Source organism: Foliimonas ilicis (assembly GCF_039939195.1).
GTDB lineage: Bacteria > Pseudomonadota > Alphaproteobacteria > Rhizobiales > Rhizobiaceae > Foliimonas > Foliimonas ilicis.
This window is the reverse complement of the sequence record NZ_JBDUUH010000001.1, coordinates 25,746-44,586: the sequence shown is the minus strand read 5'-3', so window position 1 is coordinate 44,586 and position 18,841 is coordinate 25,746. Positions and strand designations below refer to the sequence as shown.

The following is an 18,841-nucleotide window of genomic DNA, read 5'->3' as shown; positions in this document are numbered from 1 at the left end:
CCGCCGCATACAGATTGCGCTCAGCGATATTACTCCTCGGCATAAGCATTTCTCGCACCAAATTCGATTTTTTTATCGGGAAGGAACACCGGGCCGACTTTTCGAACATTGTCTTGCGCGCCGATGCTGGACGTCTCTTCGATTTCGATTTCGGCCACCGACAATGGCGACGATTTCAGGTTCGGCCGGCGTGTCGGTAGCGGGATGATGGCGTTCTCCAAATTCCGTGGAGTGATGGTACGCGCTCTGAATTCGTTGATACGTGCAAAGTAACGCGGCCAATTACAGGCGTTGAAGGTTTCTTGGGCTTGATAGCGAAAGGCTGTGGGAAGCTCCCGGTACGGCTTCTTTGTTGCCACCGAGATCATTTCATCCGTTTCAAGCTCCGGATCTTCCAGTACATACAAGGCCACGGCCTCGTTTTCGCAAAGGAAACGGCACTGTTCCTCGGCAGTCTTCAAATAGTCGTCCTTCGCGAATTGCGAGTTTGGCGCAGGAAAAAGATAGCCGTCCGAAAGCCGCACGCAATAGAAGAGTGTGCTGCCCCTGTATTCGGGTACTGCCTGTTTGGGAGTGGAATTCTTAGCCACTCGCTCTTGTGCGGGTTTTCTCTTAGTCCGAACTTCGCATCCAAGAGCTCGATAACGTGCCTGCAATGCGGCGGTGTTTTTGTTGTCAGCGCCTCTCGGTGAGATTTGTCGCTCAACATTCGCGCGCTGTTGAGCAAGGCCCCTGCAGGCATTGAAAAAGCCTCCGGCGGAGGCTTTTTCGTTTGTGCATGAACGCTGTCTTTCGAGTGAGCGAATGGCAGCGATCTGACGGCGAAGTTGCGCCGCCTGTGAGTTGGAGGCACTGGCGCCAGCGCGCATCTGACTTGCAATGGCAGCACAACTATCCGCCAGGGCTATTCCCGGGCTTGCAAGCAGCATCGCACTAATTATCGAAACCAATATCCAGAAGTGCCGCATCGGATGAACCCACCCTACACTTTTAGAAATATCAAGGGATTGGTCTCTTATCGAGACCGTAAATGTCCCTCGTCTTGAAGGTCGATGGCGTCAGCTGAGTTTCACAAGATCAATCTTTGAGATCGTCCGGGACCTTGCCGCCATTTTCGGCGAGTTTCTTCATGAGCGCCTTGTGAAGCCAGACATTCATCGTGGCTGAATCGCCCGTGTCGCCGGTGTAGTTGAGTTCTTTCGCCAGCTCCTTGCGGGCGCCGAGGCTGCTGTCGAGATCGAGCGCTTTCATCAGATCGACGATCGATGTGCGCCAGTTGAGCTTCTGGCCTTTTGATGCGACGGCCTTTTCGAGAACGGCTGCGACATCGACAGGAGCGCTGCTTGTAGCCGGTGGCGCTGATGGTGCTGGTGCGGGAGCCGCGCTCGGTGTGGAAGGTGCAGCCGAGGGAGTGGTTGGCGAGGCTGGTTCAGCCTTCGGCGCCGGGGCCGCTTGTGCGCTGCCAAAAATCGCACCTTTGATCTTGTCGAAAATACCCATGTCAAAACTCCAGTTCCAGTTTCAAACGAACGGGCAGATTATGAACGGGCCAACAGCTTTTGTCTTTGGATGAACCCGACAATAATCTGAACACCAACACTACCGCCTCCGGCAAAATTGCCCGGTAACGGCCGCAACGTCTGATTGCGCCACGATAATTGCCTCAATACAACCACAAAGTTGCCGGGACTTCACCTTTTTTGAGGCGAAGAGCTGCAAATTTGCCGAGAATGGTAAAGATCGCGGGTTTTTGCGGTTAAGGCTTGCGGTTCAAAGGCCGAGTTCGGCTCGCACATCTTCGAGGTTTTCGATGTAGAGCGCGCCTGAAAGCGGCTCCATCTTCTGCTGCGGCCAGAGCAATGTCTTCATGCCCGCGGCCACACCAGCAGACGCGCCGGTACGGCTGTCTTCCATCACGATCGTATGCGTGGGGTCGATTCCGGTCAGATAGGCGGCGCGCAGATAGGGTTCGGCGTCCGGCTTGCCGAGGCGTACATCGTTGCGGCTGACGGATTTGAACGCCGGTTCGTGAATGTCCAGCGCGCGCATATTGGTATCGACCACGAGGCGGTCGGAATTCGAAACCACCGCCTGCACGACGCCCTTTGCCTTCAATTCGAGAAAGATTTCCAAAGCACCGGAACGCGCCTTCAGTGAGGCTGCCTTGGAGAGGTAATGCGCGTATTTTATGCCGATCCATTGATCGAAAGGCAGGTCGAAACCGTATTCGGCGCGAAGCAGATCGTAGACCGGGCGGGCCGCTATGCCGATGATCTTGTCATGCAGATCCGACGGCGGCTCGACGCCGACGCTTCTGAGTGCGATGGCGAGGCATTCTTCATGCAGCGGTTCACTGTCGATCAGCGTTCCATCCATGTCCCAATATACGGCTTTTACTGTCATGATGCCTTCCTTCTTTCGCGAAAAGTCATAGAGGCTTTGCCGCGAGAGATAAACATGGGTGGCGGGAATAATGATAAGATACGCATTGCCGGTGCCCGCGATCAAATATAGCAGGCGATTGGCAATTGCTCTGTTGGCTGTATGATGATTTGTCCTCTTCGGGGGAATGAGAGAAGAGAAAGAACGCATGAGCGCCCGACCCGAAACCGGAAACCAGAGACTTGACGAAGCGGCGCGCGCCGGCTGGCTTTATTACGTCGCGGGCAACACGCAGGACCAAATTGCAGGCAAGCTCGGCGTGTCGCGCCAGACCGCGCAGCGGCTCGTTTCGCTCGCCGTTTCCGAAGGTCTTATCAAGGTTCGCGTCGATCATCCCATCGCCAATTGCCTGGATCTCGCGGCGCGGCTGAAGGCGCGTTTCGCGCTGGATCTGGCAGAAGTCGTGCCGACGGACCCGGATTCGACATCCACCACGATCGGTATCGCGCAGGCCGCCGCAGCTGAAATCGAGCGGCGTTTGCGTTCCGTGGAGCCCATCGTGCTGGCCATCGGAACGGGCCGGACGCTGAAAGCCGCTGCAGAGCAATTGCCGCAGATGGAGTGTCAGCATCACAAGGTCGTCTCGCTGACCGGCAACATAGCACCCGATGGTTCCGCCGCCTTCTACAATGTGATTTTCACGATGGCGGACAGGATCAAGGCGCGCAGTTTCCCTATGCCTCTGCCGGTAATAGCCTCGTCGCCGGAAGAGCGCGAAATGCTGCTGGGCCAGCCGATGATTCAGCCGACCCTGGCGCTTGCAGCCCGCGCCGATGTTACCTTCGTAGGCATAGGCGATCTTGGTCCGAAAGCCCCGCTTTACGAGGATGGGTTCATTTCCGAGGCCGAACTGAAGGCGCTTCAAAAGGCGGGTGCTGTCGGCGAAATAGTCGGCTGGGCGTATGACCGCGAAGGCAGGCTCATCGACGGGATCACCAATGACCGAGTGGCTTCCGCGCAATTGCCGTCGCGCGAAACCTCGCTGGTCGTGGCGCTTGCCAAGGGAGAGCGAAAGCTGCCCGGTATTCTTGCCGCTGCAACGCGGCGCCTGATAAACGGGCTGATTACCGACGAGCAGACGGCGGAAGCTCTGCTGAAAAGCTGATTATCTGCGTCTTCCCTTGGTGTCACCACCGTCCAGAAATCCCATATCGCGCTTCAAATGATCCGAGAGGCCGTTCACGTCAAGCTTTCGTTTGCGCGTTTTGACAGGCCAGAGAATGCGGAAAAGCTGTGCAATTCCGGCAGTCTTTTTCGTATTGATTGTTGAAGGTGCGATTGCGATCCGTTGCATGGTGCTTCCGGCGTCTAAGCCGCTCCTGTTTTATGCGTCGGACTATTATTTGCGCCAGAATTCCCTTATTTTCCAATTGAACATCGATAGGAATACATAAGGTGAGTTTATCCATATGAGCATGCAGCTTCCGCCGCTTGCAGCGATACGCGCCTTCGAGGCTGCGGCGCGCCATGCCAGTTTCACCAAGGCAGCGGACGAACTCGGCATGACGCAGGCCGCCGTCAGCTACCAGATCAAGCAATTGGAGGACCGTATCGGCGCGCCGCTGTTTCTGCGGCGTCCGCGGCAGGTGGTTCTGACCGATGTCGGGCGGCGCTTCGCACCGGTTCTGAGCGAAGCGTTTGCCCAGATTGCCGAGGCATACGCGTCGGTGCGCAGCGGGGCGCGGGGCACGCTTGCGATCACCACGGTCCAGACATTTGCCTCGCATTGGCTGGCACCACGTCTCGGTTCGTTCCAGATGGCGCATCCTGAATTGGCTGTGCGGCTCGACACCTCGCCCAAATTTGCCGATTTCGCCCGCGAGGACTTCGATGTCGCCATTCGCGCAGGCAGCGGCAATTGGCCGGACCTCGCGAAACACCACATCATGCCGACCGATTTCACGCCGATGCTCAGCCCCGAACTGGCTGCATCGATCGGCGGCGTGAAGGAACCTGCCGACCTGCTGAAGCTCAGGATCATCGATCCCGCCGACCTGTGGTGGGCGATCTGGCTGAAGGCGGCGGGCGTTTCTACAGAGGGGTTGAGCGAGCGCCGGCGTGTTGCGACGGGTTCGCAATCGATAGAGGCGAGCGCTGCCATTGCCGGGCAGGGCGTGGCGCTTCTGACCCCGGATTTCTTTCGCAATGAGCTTGCGCTTGGTCGCCTCATCCAGCCATTCGATCTCGTCTGCAATGACGGCAATTCATATTGGCTGGTCTATCCCGAAGCGCGCCGCAATGCGCCGAAGGTCAGGGCCTTCAGAGCCTGGCTGCTTGAGGAAATCGAACGGGCGAGATCGTAGTTCAAATACCGTCGCTCTCCGTCCAACACCCCTCATCCGCCCCTTCGGGGCACCTTCTCCCACAAGGGGAGAAGGGAGAGCGCGTTTCCTTCTCCCCTTGTGGGAGAAGGTGGCCGAGCGAAGCGAGGTCGGATGAGGGGTGTTCCAGTTTGCACCAACTTTTCATCTTTCCCTGAATGCCCTTCTGCTGCGCCGCAGCAATGAATCTGCCTTGACATAAATCACGAGCAGTGAATAATTGCCCAAAGACAAGGCAAATGCTCATGTCTTCAAGGGAGGAACCTCAATGAAACTGACCAAGCTCGTTCTGGGCATGTGTTCGGCAAGCGTGCTGGCTTTCGCAGCCCATGCCGAAACGCTCACCATCGCCACCGTCAACAATGGCGATATGATCCGCATGCAGAAGCTGACGGATGATTTCACGTCCAAGAACCCCGACATCCAACTCGAATGGGTGACGATGGAGGAAAATATCCTCCGCCAGAGAGTGACGACCGACATCGCCACCAAGGGCGGTCAGTACGACATTCTGACGATCGGAACGTATGAAGTGCCGATCTGGTCGAAGCAGGGCTGGCTTCTGCCGCTCGACAATCTCGGCGCCGATTACGATGTCGACGACCTTCTCCCCGCGATCCGCAGCGGCCTGACCACGGATGGCAAGCTCTACGCGGCACCATTCTACGGCGAAAGCTCGATGGTCATGTATCGCAAGGATTTGATGGAAAAGGCCGGGCTGACGATGCCCGATGCGCCGACCTGGGAATTCGTGGCGGACGCCGCCAAAAAGATGACCGACAAATCGACCGAGACATACGGCATCTGCCTTCGCGGCAAGGCCGGCTGGGGCGAGAACATGGCGTTCCTGACGGCGACCGCAAATTCCTTCGGAGCGCGCTGGTTCGATGAAAAATGGGCGCCGCAATTCGACCAGCCGGAATGGAAGCAGACGCTTCAGTTTTACGTCGATCTGATGAAGGAAGCTGGCCCTCCCGGTGCATCCTCCAACGGCTTCAATGAAAACCTCGCTTTGTTCCAGACCGGCAAATGCGGCATGTGGATCGACGCGACGGTTGCCGCATCCTTCGTGACCAACCCGGAAGAATCAAAGGTTGCCGACCAGGTCGGCTTCGCGCTGGCTCCCGACAATGGCCTCGGCAAGCGCGGCAACTGGCTCTGGGCGTGGAACCTCGGCATTCCGGCAGGCAGCCAGAAGGTCGAAGCTGCAGAGAAGTTCATCTCCTGGGCGACCAGCAAGCAGTATGCCGAACTGGTAGCAAGCAAGGAAGGCTGGGCGAATGTCCCTCCGGGCACCCGCAAGTCGCTTTATGAGAATGCCGAGTACCAGAAGGCAGCACCTTTCGCGAAGATGACGCTGGACTCGATCAACTCCGCTGATCCGACGAAGCCGACGGTCAAGCCGGTGCCTTATGTCGGCGTGCAGTTCGTCGCCATTCCTGAATTCCAGGGCCTTGGCACGGCGGTCGGCCAGCAATTCGCGGCAGCACTTGCCGGTCAGGTGACGGTCGATCAGGCGCTCCAGAATGCGCAGCAATTGGCGACGCGTGAAATGACGCGCGCCGGCTACATCAAGTAGTTCTCCCAAGCCCGGGGCCGCGCTTCCCAGTCGCGGCCCCGGTTTTTTCAAGCCTGTCTTACGGCCTGCCGTTGGAGGAAACCATGGCGACGCAGAACACGCGCGCGAGCGCTCGGCTTATGCTTGCACCTGCTGTCATCCTCTTTCTCATCTGGATGATCGTGCCTCTGGTCATGACCATCTATTTCTCGTTCCTCCGCTACAATCTCCTTATGCCGGGGATGGAGGAATGGGCCGGCCTCGACAATTACTATTACTTCCTCACCGATCCAGCCTTCGGCGCGGCCTTGAAGAACACGCTTCTTCTGGTCGGCGGCGTGCTTCTCATCACGGTCGTCGGCGGCACTGCGCTGGCGATCCTGCTCGACCAGCCGATCTTCGGGCAGGGCATAGTCCGGCTTCTGGTCATCGCGCCTTTCTTCGTCATGCCGACCGTTTCGGCGCTGGTCTGGAAGAACATGCTGATGCATCCGGTGAACGGAATGTTCGCCTGGATTGCCAAAAGTTTCGGCCTCCAGCCGGTCGACTGGCTGGCGCAATGGCCACTCTTTTCCGTCACCATCATCGTCGCGTGGCAATGGCTGCCCTTTGCGACGCTGATCCTGCTCACCGCAATTCAATCGCTTGACGAGGAACAGAAGGAAGCCGCCGAAATGGACGGTGCGGGCGTCGTTTCGCGGTTCCGCTATATCGTGCTGCCGCATCTGTCGCGGGCAATCACCGTCGTCGTCCTTATCCAGACGATCTTCCTGCTTTCGGTCTTCGCCGAAATCCTCGTCACGACCAATGGCGGGCCGGGTGTGCAGAGCACGAACCTCACTTACCTGATCTATGTGCAGGCGCTTCTGCAATATGATGTGGGCGGTGCGTCCGCAGGCGGCATCGTCGCGGTTATCCTCGCCAACATCGTCGCCTTCTTCCTTATCCGCCTTATCGGCAAGAACCTGGACAAGTGAGGATCTGAGCCATGGCACGCGCAATCTCGACACGTCGCAAACTGACCTTCACCTTCTTTGCTTGGCTGATCGGGCTGCTCATCTTCTTCCCGATCCTGTGGACGGTTCTGACGAGCTTCAAGACCGAAGCCGATGCGGTCGCATCCCCGCCGCAATTCCTGCTCTTCGACTGGACCTTGCAGAACTATTTCGAGGTGCAAAGCCGATCGAACTATTTCCGCTTCGTAACGAATTCGATCATCATATCGATCGGCTCGACACTGCTCGGCCTGCTCATTGCAGTCCCTGCCGCATGGTCGATGGCCTTTTCGCCGACCAAGCGCACCAAGGACATTCTGATGTGGATGCTGTCCACCAAGATGCTGCCGCCGGTCGGCGTGCTCCTGCCGATCTATCTGATGTTCCGCGATGGCGGCCTTCTCGATACGAGGCTGGGGCTGGTGATGGTGCTGACCATGATCAACCTGCCGATCATCGTGTGGATGCTCTACACCTATTTCAAGGAAATCCCCGGTGAAATCCTTGAAGCGGCCCGCATGGATGGTGCGTCTCTGTGGAAGGAAATCATCTACGTTCTGACGCCGATGGCCATTCCCGGCATCGCCTCCACCATGCTTCTCAACATCATCCTCGCCTGGAACGAGGCGTTCTGGACGCTCAATCTGACGGCGTCGAAAGCGGCACCGCTGACTGCGTTCATCGCGTCCTATTCCAGTCCCGAAGGTCTGTTCTGGGCGAAGCTTTCGGCAGCCTCGACGCTGGCGATTGCACCTATCCTCATCATGGGCTGGTTCTCGCAACGCCAGCTTATCCGCGGTCTCACCTTCGGCGCAGTGAAATAGGAGGTCATCATGGGAAATATCCGGCTGAACGGCGTGTCGAAATCCTTCGGCGCGACAAGCATCATCCCCAATATCGACCTCGAAATTGCCGATGGTGAGTTCGTCGTCTTCGTCGGTCCTTCCGGCTGCGGCAAGTCCACGCTGCTCCGGCTCATCGCAGGTCTGGAAGACGTAAGCGGCGGCAACATCAACATCGATGGCCGCGACGTGACAGGCGAGGCGCCTGCAAAGCGTGGGCTGGCAATGGTGTTCCAGTCCTATGCGCTCTACCCGCATATGACGGTCTACAATAACATCGCCTTTCCGCTGAAAATGAGCGGCGAAAGCAAGGAAGCCATTAACAAGAAGGTGACGGATGCCGCGCGCGTTCTAAACCTGACCGACTATCTTGAAAGGCGGCCGGGCCAGCTATCCGGCGGTCAGCGCCAGCGCGTCGCCATCGGCCGCGCCATCGTTCGCCAGCCGGAAGCCTTCCTGTTCGACGAACCGCTGTCCAACCTCGATGCGGCGCTGCGCGGCACCATGCGCTTGGAAATCAGCGAGCTTCACCATCAGCTCAAGACCACGATGATTTATGTGACGCACGATCAGGTCGAAGCCATGACCATGGCCGACAAGATCGTCGTGCTGAATGCGGGCAATATCGAGCAGGTCGGCTCGCCGCTCGACCTCTATCGCAGCCCGCAGAACCTCTTCGTCGCAGGCTTCATCGGTTCGCCGCGCATGAACCTCATAACAGGGGAATCCGCCGTGAAAAACGGTGCTGAAACCATCGGCATCCGCCCGGAGCATCTGAAGATTTCGACCACTGAAGGCATGTGGAAGGGCAAGGTCGGCGTGGCCGAGCATCTTGGCTCCGACACCTTCCTCCATGTCGATGCGGGCAGTGTCGGTCAGATCACCGTGCGTGCCGAAGGCGAGATCGGCCTCGACCACGGCTCGACAATCTATCTGTCGCCGGATCCGGCCAAGCTGCACCGCTTCGGGGTGGATGGAAAAGCTTTGTGACGCAAGGTTCCGCACGAAAAGTTATTTGGAAAGGGCATGGCCCAATGAGCGTCAAACTCTCTGCCGAAACCCTCGGGCAACTGCCTGAAAATGTCGGGCGGCCAAATTACAGCGTGGGTGATCTGAAGGCTGGTATCCTGCATTTCGGTGTCGGCAATTTTCATCGCGCGCATCAGGCCGTTTACCTCGACGATCTGTTCAATGCGGGACAGGACCATGATTGGGCGCTGATCGGCGCAGGCGTGTTCGACGCGGAAAAGGCCGGCCGCGAAAAGCTCGCCGCTCAGGATTGGCTAACCACCGTGGTCGAGCAGGACAGTGGACATCTCGAAGCGCATGTCACTGGTGCGATGATCGATTTCATCGAGCCCGGCGACACGGAAACGCTGGTCGCGCGGCTCGCCCATCCGGCAATCCGCATCGTGTCCATGACGATCACCGAAGGCGGATATTTCATCGATCCGGCGTCGGGAACATTCAATCCCGATCATCCCGACATCGTGAAGGATGCGCAGAACCCGACGCATCCAAAGACGGTTTTCGGGCTGATCCTCGCCGGGCTGAAACACCGCCGCGAGGAAGGCACGCCAGCCTTCACCGTCATGTCCTGCGACAACATTCCCCATAATGGCCATGTCACCGCAGACGCCGTAATCGGCATTGCAAAGCTCAGCGATCCTGAACTCGCTGCGTGGGTGAAGGAAAACGTCGCCTTTCCGAACGGCATGGTGGACCGCATCACACCTGCCACCACGGACCGCGAGCGCAAAAGCTTGGCACACGATTTCGGGGTGGAAGACAATTGGCCGGTGTTCTGCGAACCGTTCAGGCAATGGGTGCTGGAAGACAATTTCCCGACTGGCCGTCCAAGTCTCGAAAACGCTGGCGTAACTTTCGTCAAAGATGTCAGCCCCTACGAGTTGATGAAAATCCGCATTCTCAATGGCGGCCATGCGGCGATTGCCTATCCGGCAGCGCTCATGGACATTCATTTTGTTCATGAGGCGATGGAAGAACCGCTCATCCGGGATTTTCTGGCCAAGCTGGAGCGCGAAGAGATCATTCCGATCGTGCCGCCCGTGCCCGATACCGATCTGAACGAGTATTTCCAGCTCATCGAAAAGCGCTTCTCCAATCCGCGCATCGGCGACACGATCCCGCGTCTGTGTCAGGACGGCTCCAACCGGCAGCCAAAATTCATCCTGCCATCGACCGCGGACCGGCTGAAGGCGGGCAAGGACATCACCGGTCTGGCGCTGGTTTCCGCGCTCTGGTGCCGTTTTTGCGCGGGCACCACCGACAGTGGAAAACCGACCGATTACAATGATGCGAGCGCCGAGCGTCTGAAGAAAGAAGCGCTGAAGGCAAAGGACGATCCGAGCGCATTTCTTGCCATGAGCGATATTTTCGGTGCGGTCGGCACGTCGGAAATCTTTGCAAAGACATTCGCCGCGCACTTGAGATCATTGTGGGAACATGGCACTCGCGAGGTTCTGACGCGCTATCTCGCGCGCTAAAATCAGAATCCTGGTTGGAGACTTCATGTCCGCGCATTGGCCGCAGCTTGTCATTTTCGATTGCGACGGCGTTCTCGTCGATAGCGAGACGATTTCGATTTCGGTTCTTCTCGACATCATCGCCCGTGCGGGCGGAACGGTCAGCGAGGAAACCGCCTATCTGCGCTTTCTCGGACGCAGCATGGCGACGATCCGCGATACGCTGAGCAGCGATTTCGGTCTGGTGTTCAACGATGAGCATCTAGGTCACATGCGGGCAGCACTTCTCGAACGCTTCCATGCCGAGTTGAAGCCGATACCGGGCGTCGGAGACGCCATCCGGGCGATCGACACGCAATGCTGCGTCGCGTCCTCCAGCCAGCTTGAGAGAATCCGGCTGACCCTGTCGCTGACGGGACTGCTGGAATTGCTCGATCCGCATATATACAGTGCTTCCATGGTCAAAAACGGCAAGCCAGCACCCGACCTTTTCCTGCATGCGGCAAGCGGTATGGGAGTCGCGCCGCAGGATTGTCTCGTCATAGAAGACAGCCCGGCAGGCATCCAGGCCGCAAAGAGCGCAGGCATGACGGTGTTCGGTTTCACCGGCGGTTCTCATGCGGGCGCTGCATCGCTCGCGACCACGCTTGAAGGTTTGAAACCGGACCTGATCTTCAACAATATGAGTAAGCTGCCGGAATTGATCGCCGGACATGCGGCGCTGGGGAAAGCCTCCTGATGCAGGAGCTGGTCTGCGCAGTCGATGTCGGCACCGGCAGCGCGCGTGCAGGCATCCTCGACAGGAACGGCCGTCTGCTCGCACGCTGCGAGCATCCCATTCGCATGAACCGCCCGAAATCCGAACATGCCGAGCATGATTCGGAAGACATCTGGTCTGCCGTCTGCATTTCGGTGCGCGCCGCGGTGGAAAAGGCAGGCGTCAGCCCCGGCGACATTCGCGGCATCAGCTTCGACGCCACGTGTTCGCTCGTATTGCGTGACGGAAACGGCGATCAGGTCAGTGCTTCGGTAACGGGTGAGGACCGCTGGGACACGATCGTCTGGCTCGATCACCGCGCGCTGGCCGAGGCCGATGAATGCACAGCCACAAAGCATCGCGTGCTCGACCATATCGGCGGCGTCATGTCGCCGGAAATGCAGATCCCGAAGCTGATGTGGCTGAAGCGCAATTTGCCTGCAAGCTGGGCGCGCACCGGCCATATATTCGACCTCGCCGATTTCCTGACCTATCGCGCATCCGGTTCATTTGCCCGTTCGCAAGGCACGCTCACCTGCAAATGGACATACCTCGCGCATGAAGAACCGGGCTGGAAGCCCGATTTTCTGGAAATGGTCGGTGTGGGCGACCTTCTGGAACGCGGCGGCCTGCCAGATAGAGCAAGTCCTATCGGCGCCGATATAGGCGCGCTGACGCCGCAATCGGCTGAAGAACTTGGGCTGACCGCCGATTGCCGTGTCGGGATTGGTCTGATCGATGCCTATGCTGGCGCGCTTGGCGTGCTTGGCGGTTTTTCAGCCGATCCTGAAGGGCTCAGCAGTCATCTGGCGCTGATTGCCGGCACATCGAGCTGCGTTATGGCGATGTCTGAAAACCCGCGTCCTTTTTCGGGCGGCTGGGGTCCGTATTTTGGCGCGGCCCTGCCGGAATTCTGGATATCGGAGGGCGGGCAGTCGGCAACGGGCGCGCTGCTCGATCACATCATTCGCTGGCATGGCGCAGGCGGTGAGCCGGATGCGGCAATGCACAAGCGCATCGGCGAGCGCATCGCCGCCCTGCGCGCAGCCGAAGGCGTCGACTTCGCCGCCCGCCTGCATGTCCTGCCGGATTTCCATGGCAACCGCTCGCCCTTTGCCGACCCGCATGCGGTCGGCGTCGTCAGCGGGCTGACGCTTGATGCCTCCTTCGACAGTCTGTGCAGGCTCTATTGGCGCACATCGGTCGGCATCGCGCTTGGCGTGCGACACATTCTGGAATCGCTGAACCGTGACGGCAGCGCGATCGAGACCCTGCACGTCACCGGCGGTCACACCAAAAATCCCGTCCTGATGGAGCTTTATGCCGATGTCTGCGGCTGCGCCGTCGTCGAGCCTTTGGCGGAAGATGCAGTGTTGCTCGGCACAGGCATGGTTGCTGCCGCTGCTGCCGGACTTTTCCCTTCGGTTGCCGATGCAGCCAAGGCGATGAGGCATGGGGTTCGCCGCCATGAGGGCAATGAGAACATGGCTGCGCGCTATGACCGCGATTACCGGATTTTCCTCGAAATGCATCGCCAGCGTCGCGTGCTCGACGAGATGGCCTGACGTTTCTGGCTCAACCGATAGAAACGTATAAACCTTGTCGTCGCCAAAAATTTCGTACAAATACGAAAATCCGGCCAAAACTGCGTTTGTTTTTGCCGAAATTGCGCGCGAAGCGGCAAGTTTTGGCCTGCGCGACCACTGAAAGACGACAAAAATGTCTGCGATAGATGCCGGTGTGAAAGCTCCGGAAAGCCCTTGGCGTCGCGAAATACGGGCGATGCTGGCACTTGCCTGGCCGATGGTTTTGACCAACCTCGCCCAGACGGCGATGACTGCGACCGACGTCATGATGATGGGACGGCTGGGCGCGCATACGCTTGCGGCCGGTTCTCTTGGCTCCAACCTCTATTTCGCACCGATGATTTTCGGTCTCGGCCTTATGCTGGCGACGTCGCCGATGATCGCTACAGAACTTGGTCGCAAGCGCTATTCCGTGCGCGATCTTCGCCGCACGGTGCGTCAGGGTCTGTGGGTCGCGATCATGATTTCCGTGCCGATCTGGATCGTGCTCTGGAATGCGGAGCGCATTCTGCTGGCCATGGGGCAGGAGCCTGCCCTCGCCGTGGAGGCAGGCATCTATGTGCGCTGGCTGCAATGGGCCGTGCTGCCATTCTACGGCTACATCGTGCTCCGCTCCTTTATCGCCGCGCTGGAAAGACCCGGCTGGGCGCTGGCGATCGTGCTGTTTGCCGTTGCCTTCAACGTGCTGGCGAACTGGTGCCTGATGTTCGGCAATCTCGGTTTTCCGGCCATGGGCATCGCCGGTTCGGGCCTGGCGACGACCTTGTCCAGCTTCCTCATGTTCATCGGTCTGGCCATCGTCGTCTCATGGGAGAGGCAGTTTCGGCGTTATCGCCTTTTCGGGCGCTTCTGGCGCGCGGACTGGCCGCGTTTTCGTGCGCTTTTGCGTCTTGGACTGCCGATTGCCGGAATTCTTGCCTTCGAGGTGACGATCTTCAACGCTGCCGCAATGCTGATGGGGCTGCTTGATGCGGATTCGCTTGCCGCGCACGCAATAGCAATGCAGATCGCTTCGGTCACCTTTATGGTGCCGATGGGCCTCAGCCAGGCGGTCACGGTGCGTGTCAGCCTGGCCTATGGCGCGGGAAGCGGGGAAGCCATCAGCCGTGCCGGATGGACGGCTTTCGTGCTTGGCGTCAGCTTCATGGCGGTGATGGCATCGATCATGCTCATCTGGCCAAACCTGCTCATCAGCGCGTTCATCGACACGACCAATCCGGTGAATTTCAACGTTATCGCCCTTGCCGTCAGCTTTCTGGCCTTTGCCGCCCTGTTCCAGATTTTCGATGGAGCGCAAGCCGTGGCTGCGGGCATGCTGCGCGGGCTTCACGATACCAAGGTGCCGATGATCTATGCGGCAATAGGCTATTGGGGCATCGGCCTGCCGCTCGGTGTGCTGCTTGCTTTCCCGCTGGGCTTTCGCGGAAACGGAATTTGGATCGGCCTGTCCTGCGGCCTTGCGGTCGTGGCCGTGCTGCTTCTGTCGCGCTGGCTGCGGCGCGGCGAGCTGCGTCTGGCTTCCTTCTAGGACCGATCGATGAATGTCGATTGGCCCTAAAGATCGCCGCTCCAACGCATTAGCAGGGCAACATTCCTAATGGCTGGTGCGCGTCGTTGTGAAATGTTAGCGGTTTAACGAGATCGCGCGCGAATCCAAAGATTTGGACGGGATTGTCTAAAAGCGTTCGCCTTTGCATTTGCGAGCGTGGAGGGGAAGTAAATGGCCAAGACAGATATTGCGCGGCGGGTCTATAACCATACCTGGAAGCTCGATCCGATCGTGCGCAGTCTGCTCGACACGGATTTCTACAAACTTCTGATGCTGCAGATGATCTGGGGCATGTATCCAAATGTCGATGTGACCTTCTCCCTGATCAACCGGACGACGAAGGTCCGGCTGGCCGACGAGATCGACGAACAGGAACTGCGCGAGCAACTCGATCACGCCCGCACGCTGCGCTTCAGCAAGAAGGAGATGATCTGGCTCGGCGGTAACACTTTCTATGGCCGCAAGCAGATTTTCGAGCCGGAATTCCTCGCCTGGCTCGCCAATTTCCAGTTGCCGGAATACGAACTGAGCAAGCGCGACGGCCAGTACGAACTCGAATTCCACGGGCCGTGGATGTACACGACGCTGTGGGAAATTCCCGCTCTTTCGATCATCAACGAGTTGCGTTCGCGCGCCGCCATGCGCCGCTTCGGTCCCTTCTCGCTGGATGTGGTCTATGCGCGCGCCAAGGCCAAGATGTGGGCGAAGACGGAACGGCTGCGCAAGCTCCCCAATCTCAAGATTTCCGATTTCGGCACGCGCAGGCGCCACAGCTTCCTTTGGCAGCGCTGGTGTGTCGAGGCGCTGAAGGAAGGCATCGGCGAAGCATTCACAGGCACCAGCAATGTGCTGCTGGCCATGGACAACGACCTCGAAGCGCTAGGCACCAACGCCCATGAATTGCCGATGGTGTTCGCCGCACTGACCGATACCGAGGAAGAACTGAAGCAGTCGCCCTACCGCGTGCTTCAGGACTGGCAGCGCTATTATGGCGGCAACCTCCTGATCGTCCTGCCGGATGCTTTCGGGACGAGCGCCTTTCTGCGCGACGCACCGGACTGGATCACCAATTGGACCGGTTTCCGGCCAGATAGCGCGCCGCCCATCGAGGCTGGCGAAAAGATCATGGCGTGGTGGCGCGAAAAGGGCGTTGATCCGCGTAAGAAACTGCTGATTTTTTCCGACGGTCTCGACACCGATAGCATCGAAGAAACCTACCGGCATTTCTCCGGCAAAGTGCGCATGTCGTTTGGTTGGGGTACGAATCTGACCAATGATTTCGAGGATTGCGCGCCGGTCGAAACCGAAGGCCTGAAGGCGATTTCGCTGGTCTGCAAGGTCACGCAAGCCAATGGCCGTCCGGTCGTCAAACTTTCGGACAATCCGGCCAAGGCGACTGGTGACCTGAAGGAAATCGAACGCTATTTGCGGATTTTCGGCGATAGTGATCGCGTGGAACAGCTTGTGAAAGTCTAACGCGACAATGCGTTTTCGACTGACGATCTTCCTGGGTGTTTTGGCGTGGAGCGGCGAGGCGCTGGCCCATGCCTCCGAGCGCGGGCATGTTCTGCTTCTGCCGACCGGGCACTATCTGGTCGGCGGCGCATTGGCCGTGTTGGCCAGCTTTCTGGTTTTGCTGCTCATTCCGCCCGCTGCGCTAGATGCTATTGCGGCCAAGCGGCTAAAGCTGTTCCGCGTTTCAGACGCGCCGCGCATCTTCGTCAGCCTCATCTCCTTTGGCGTTCTGATCGCGTTGGTCGCCGCTGGCCTGTTCGGCAGCCGCGACCCGCTTTCAAACCCACTTCCGCTGGTCATCTGGACGCTTCTCTGGGTGGGGCTTTCGCTGGTTCAAAGCGTGTTCGGCAATCTCTGGCACTGGATAAACCCTTGGTCCGGGCCGGTGCGGATCGTCGGTCTTCTGACCGGCAAGGAAGCGCCGTTCGCGCTCGCCCCGCGTCTCGCCTACTGGCCCGCGGTAGCTTTGTTCTTCGCCTTCGCATGGTTCGAACTCGTCTATCCCGCGCCCAGCGATCCGGCGATCCTTGCGCAGGCGGTCGCGTGTTACTGGATTGCGACCTTCATTCTGATGCTGGCTTTCGGTCATGAACAATGGAGCGCGCGCGGCGAATTCCTGTCCGTCTTTTTCGGTATGCTTTCGCGGTTTTCGATCTTCGAGCGTGATGAAAAAGGATTGCTCTCGCTGGGCTGGCCGGGCGCAAAACTCTGGAAAGCCGAGGCTTTGCCGCTCAGCGGCATCGCCTTCCTGCTTTTGACATTGGCATCCGTATCTTTTGACGGGCTGTCAAAGACGTTTTTCTGGCTGGGCGGCATCGGCGTCAACCCGCTCGAATATCCCGGCCGCTCCGCATTGGCCTGCATAAACACGACTGGCCTGCTGCTCGCGCCGCTGGTGCTTTTGTCGGCTTATTTTCTTGCCGTTTTCATTGGCGAGTGGCTGGTTTCGAACAGATCGACATTTCGTTCTTCAGCCGGTTTGCTCGTCTGGTCGATCGTGCCGATCGCCTTCGCCTATCATTTCTCGCACTATCTGACGTCGCTTGCCGTCGATGGGCAATATGCGCTCAAGGCGCTTTCCGATCCCTTTGCGCTTGGCTGGAACCTGTTCGGCACATCGAACATGAATGTCGAGGCGGCAATTATGATGGGGCATGGCCCGGCATGGGTTGTCTGGAACCTTCAGGCGGCAGCGATTGTCGGCGGGCATGTTCTGGCCGTTCTCGTTGCCCACGGGCTGGCGTTCAGGCTTCACCCGAAAAACAGCGATGCCGTAAAAAGCCAGATTCCGCTAACTGTATTGATGATCCTCTATACGGTTTTCGGCCTCTGGCTGCTTTCCACGCCTACAGCCGGTTGACGCTGGGGAATGCTTGTTGCAATGCAGCACCGAGATGTTTTAGGTTGCGCGCATTTCGGCTCGGGCGCATGAAGCGTCTCGATTGGACGAGCCGCTTGTTTGAGGGAACATTGAAGTGAAATCCAGATTTTCGGGGACGAAAAATCTCATCACACGCCGCGATGCCATCAAGGGCATAGCCGCTTCGGCTGTGGCTCTGACCGCCGCGCCCGGTTTCGTCCGCTATTCGCAGGCGCAGAGTTCAGCGCCCATCAAGATCGGCTTTCAGGCGCATCGCACCGGCATCGGCGCTGCCTATGGCCGCTGGTATGAAAGAACGACCAACGCCGCAGTCAAGCTCATCAATGAGGCTGGCGGCATCAATGGCCGCCCGGTCGAAATCATCGTCGAGGATGACGGCACGGACCCCAAGCGCGGCGCCGAAGTGGTCGCCAAATTCGCCAGCCAGCACAAGGCCGATCTGGTCTATGGAACGCTGTTCAGCCATGTCGTCACCGGTTCGGCCCCGACCGCCGGCGAACTCAAGATTCCCTATTATGTCGTCAGCGAAGGTTTTCACGTCGCCTCTGGCAAGCTGAACCGCTACGTGCTTCAGCCGGGCATCACGGATGTCCGCTCGCAGGTCGTTTCGGTCGCGCCGTGGATCGGCGCCAATCTCGGCAAGAAGGTCACGATGATCTACCCGGATTACGCGTTCGGCTACGACCATCGCGATTATTTCCCGGCAGCCATCGAAGCGCAGGGCGGCGAGGTGATCGCCAAGATTGCGATCCCGCCGACGGAAAGCTCTTTCACCCGCTATCTGCCGCAAATTCCGGCCGAGACGGAAGTTATCTATCATGTGATGGTGGGACCTGCCGTTTTGACCTTCGTCAAGGAACTGGGCGAGTTTTACGGTTCGAACCGGCCGGAGCTTTTCGGCTTCATCGATTCGCTGGAAGCCGTCGACATCAACAGTCCCGGCCTCGAATTCCTGGATGGCAGCCATTTCTGGGAAGGCATGCCGCGCTATCTGCAGGACAATGCGTCGGACGCCGAGAAATTCTATCGCGATGCGGTCGGCATCAATGCGGATGGCGCAAGCGTTGCCGATCCGCGCGACATCTCGACGGCAGGCCACATGTTCGGTTGCTGGGAAACGCTCTACGTCATCAAGCAGGCCATGGAAGCATCCGGTTATCGCGGACCGGAAGACCGGGTAAAGCTGATCGAGGCGACCGAAGCGCTGACCGAATTCAAGGAAGGCCGCGAGCATCCGCAGGGCGACAAGATATTCAACGGCAAGAACCATCAGGTCTACGGCCATCAGAATATCTCGAAGCTGGAAGGCGGCAAGCTGAAGGTCGTGCACCGCACGGCAATCGAGGATGGGCTTTACGACGTCGAAGCCGATTACTCGACGCAGCCGTTCTGATCCTGTTTGGTTGTGT

At 58.6% G+C, this 18,841-nt stretch carries 16 protein-coding genes; 13 read left to right on the top strand and 3 right to left on the bottom strand.

The genetic code is table 11. From position 1 onward, the window contains the following. Nucleotides 1-29 precede the first annotated feature (29 nt). From ABFT80_RS00205 to ABFT80_RS00195, 3 genes are all read right to left on the bottom strand, one after another. Complete coding sequence (locus tag ABFT80_RS00205; RefSeq protein ID WP_347969847.1) at nt 30-929, bottom strand: DUF2865 domain-containing protein; 900 nt, start codon at nt 927-929, stop codon at nt 30-32. 148 nt (nt 930-1,077) lie between these two features. After that, nucleotides 1,078-1,500: a DUF3597 domain-containing protein gene (locus ABFT80_RS00200; protein WP_347969846.1), complete on the bottom strand. Its 423-nt coding sequence runs from the start codon at nt 1,498-1,500 to the stop codon at nt 1,078-1,080. A gap of 270 nt (nt 1,501-1,770) precedes the next feature. Further along, nucleotides 1,771-2,403, bottom strand: coding sequence for an HAD family hydrolase (locus ABFT80_RS00195; protein ID WP_347969845.1), 633 nt, complete (start codon nt 2,401-2,403; stop codon nt 1,771-1,773). 187 nt (nt 2,404-2,590) lie between these two features. On the opposite strand from ABFT80_RS00195, the gene ABFT80_RS00190 reads away from it, so the two are divergent. The 13 genes from ABFT80_RS00190 (at nt 2,591) to ABFT80_RS00130 (ending at nt 18,825) form a co-directional block, all read left to right on the top strand. Then, a complete protein-coding gene (locus ABFT80_RS00190) occupies nt 2,591-3,547 on the top strand; it encodes a sugar-binding transcriptional regulator (protein WP_347969844.1) in 957 nt (318 codons plus the stop codon). A gap of 304 nt (nt 3,548-3,851) precedes the next feature. Continuing rightward, the gene (gcvA, locus tag ABFT80_RS00185; RefSeq protein ID WP_347969843.1) at nt 3,852-4,745 is read left to right on the top strand and encodes a transcriptional regulator GcvA; all 894 of its coding nucleotides are present in this window, start codon (nt 3,852-3,854) and stop codon (nt 4,743-4,745) included. A gap of 286 nt (nt 4,746-5,031) precedes the next feature. Continuing rightward, a complete protein-coding gene (locus ABFT80_RS00180; RefSeq protein ID WP_455189850.1) occupies nt 5,032-6,342 on the top strand; it encodes an ABC transporter substrate-binding protein in 1,311 nt (436 codons plus the stop codon). 83 nt (nt 6,343-6,425) lie between these two features. After that, nucleotides 6,426-7,298 (top strand): carbohydrate ABC transporter permease, encoded by an 873-nt coding sequence (locus ABFT80_RS00175; protein WP_347969842.1) that lies wholly within the window; start codon nt 6,426-6,428, stop codon nt 7,296-7,298. An 11-nt stretch (nt 7,299-7,309) separates the two neighbouring features. After that, entirely contained in the window at nt 7,310-8,140 is an 831-nt protein-coding gene (locus ABFT80_RS00170) for a carbohydrate ABC transporter permease (protein WP_347969841.1), read from the top strand. 9 nt (nt 8,141-8,149) lie between these two features. Next, nucleotides 8,150-9,148: an ABC transporter ATP-binding protein gene (locus ABFT80_RS00165; protein ID WP_347969840.1), complete on the top strand. Its 999-nt coding sequence runs from the start codon at nt 8,150-8,152 to the stop codon at nt 9,146-9,148. 44 nt (nt 9,149-9,192) lie between these two features. Continuing rightward, nucleotides 9,193-10,665 (top strand): mannitol dehydrogenase family protein, encoded by a 1,473-nt coding sequence (locus tag ABFT80_RS00160; RefSeq protein ID WP_347969839.1) that lies wholly within the window; start codon nt 9,193-9,195, stop codon nt 10,663-10,665. 25 nt (nt 10,666-10,690) lie between these two features. Continuing rightward, entirely contained in the window at nt 10,691-11,383 is a 693-nt protein-coding gene (locus tag ABFT80_RS00155; protein ID WP_347969838.1) for an HAD family hydrolase, read from the top strand. Then, nucleotides 11,383-12,966, top strand: a complete 1,584-nt coding sequence (locus ABFT80_RS00150) for an FGGY-family carbohydrate kinase (protein WP_347969837.1) — start codon at nt 11,383-11,385, stop codon at nt 12,964-12,966. The genes ABFT80_RS00155 and ABFT80_RS00150 overlap by 1 nt, the downstream gene beginning before the upstream one ends. 154 nt (nt 12,967-13,120) lie before the next feature. Continuing rightward, entirely contained in the window at nt 13,121-14,515 is a 1,395-nt protein-coding gene (locus tag ABFT80_RS00145; RefSeq protein ID WP_347969836.1) for an MATE family efflux transporter, read from the top strand. A 192-nt stretch (nt 14,516-14,707) separates the two neighbouring features. After that, on the top strand, nt 14,708-16,012 hold the full coding sequence (gene pncB / locus ABFT80_RS00140) for a nicotinate phosphoribosyltransferase (protein ID WP_347969835.1): 1,305 nt from the start codon (nt 14,708-14,710) through the stop codon (nt 16,010-16,012). A 7-nt stretch (nt 16,013-16,019) separates the two neighbouring features. Next, the gene (locus ABFT80_RS00135) at nt 16,020-17,411 is read left to right on the top strand and encodes a hypothetical protein (protein WP_347969834.1); all 1,392 of its coding nucleotides are present in this window, start codon (nt 16,020-16,022) and stop codon (nt 17,409-17,411) included. 115 nt (nt 17,412-17,526) lie between these two features. Then, nucleotides 17,527-18,825, top strand: a complete 1,299-nt coding sequence (locus tag ABFT80_RS00130; protein ID WP_347969833.1) for an ABC transporter substrate-binding protein — start codon at nt 17,527-17,529, stop codon at nt 18,823-18,825. Nucleotides 18,826-18,841: the final 16 nt, after the last annotated feature.

Coding starts and splice junctions, on each gene's coding strand:
- ABFT80_RS00175 (WP_347969842.1), top strand. CDS start 6,426: ATGGCGACGCAGAACACGCGCGCGAGCGCTCGGCTTATGCTTGCACCT.
- ABFT80_RS00150 (WP_347969837.1), top strand. CDS start 11,383: ATGCAGGAGCTGGTCTGCGCAGTCGATGTCGGCACCGGCAGCGCGCGT.
- ABFT80_RS00165 (WP_347969840.1), top strand. CDS start 8,150: ATGGGAAATATCCGGCTGAACGGCGTGTCGAAATCCTTCGGCGCGACA.
- ABFT80_RS00170 (WP_347969841.1), top strand. CDS start 7,310: ATGGCACGCGCAATCTCGACACGTCGCAAACTGACCTTCACCTTCTTT.
- ABFT80_RS00205 (WP_347969847.1), bottom strand. CDS start 929: ATGCTGCTTGCAAGCCCGGGAATAGCCCTGGCGGATAGTTGTGCTGCC.
- ABFT80_RS00145 (WP_347969836.1), top strand. CDS start 13,121: ATGTCTGCGATAGATGCCGGTGTGAAAGCTCCGGAAAGCCCTTGGCGT.
- pncB (WP_347969835.1), top strand. CDS start 14,708: ATGGCCAAGACAGATATTGCGCGGCGGGTCTATAACCATACCTGGAAG.
- ABFT80_RS00135 (WP_347969834.1), top strand. CDS start 16,020: ATGCGTTTTCGACTGACGATCTTCCTGGGTGTTTTGGCGTGGAGCGGC.
- gcvA (WP_347969843.1), top strand. CDS start 3,852: ATGAGCATGCAGCTTCCGCCGCTTGCAGCGATACGCGCCTTCGAGGCT.
- ABFT80_RS00155 (WP_347969838.1), top strand. CDS start 10,691: ATGTCCGCGCATTGGCCGCAGCTTGTCATTTTCGATTGCGACGGCGTT.
- ABFT80_RS00160 (WP_347969839.1), top strand. CDS start 9,193: ATGAGCGTCAAACTCTCTGCCGAAACCCTCGGGCAACTGCCTGAAAAT.
- ABFT80_RS00180 (WP_455189850.1), top strand. CDS start 5,032: ATGAAACTGACCAAGCTCGTTCTGGGCATGTGTTCGGCAAGCGTGCTG.
- ABFT80_RS00190 (WP_347969844.1), top strand. CDS start 2,591: ATGAGCGCCCGACCCGAAACCGGAAACCAGAGACTTGACGAAGCGGCG.
- ABFT80_RS00200 (WP_347969846.1), bottom strand. CDS start 1,500: ATGGGTATTTTCGACAAGATCAAAGGTGCGATTTTTGGCAGCGCACAA.
- ABFT80_RS00195 (WP_347969845.1), bottom strand. CDS start 2,403: ATGACAGTAAAAGCCGTATATTGGGACATGGATGGAACGCTGATCGAC.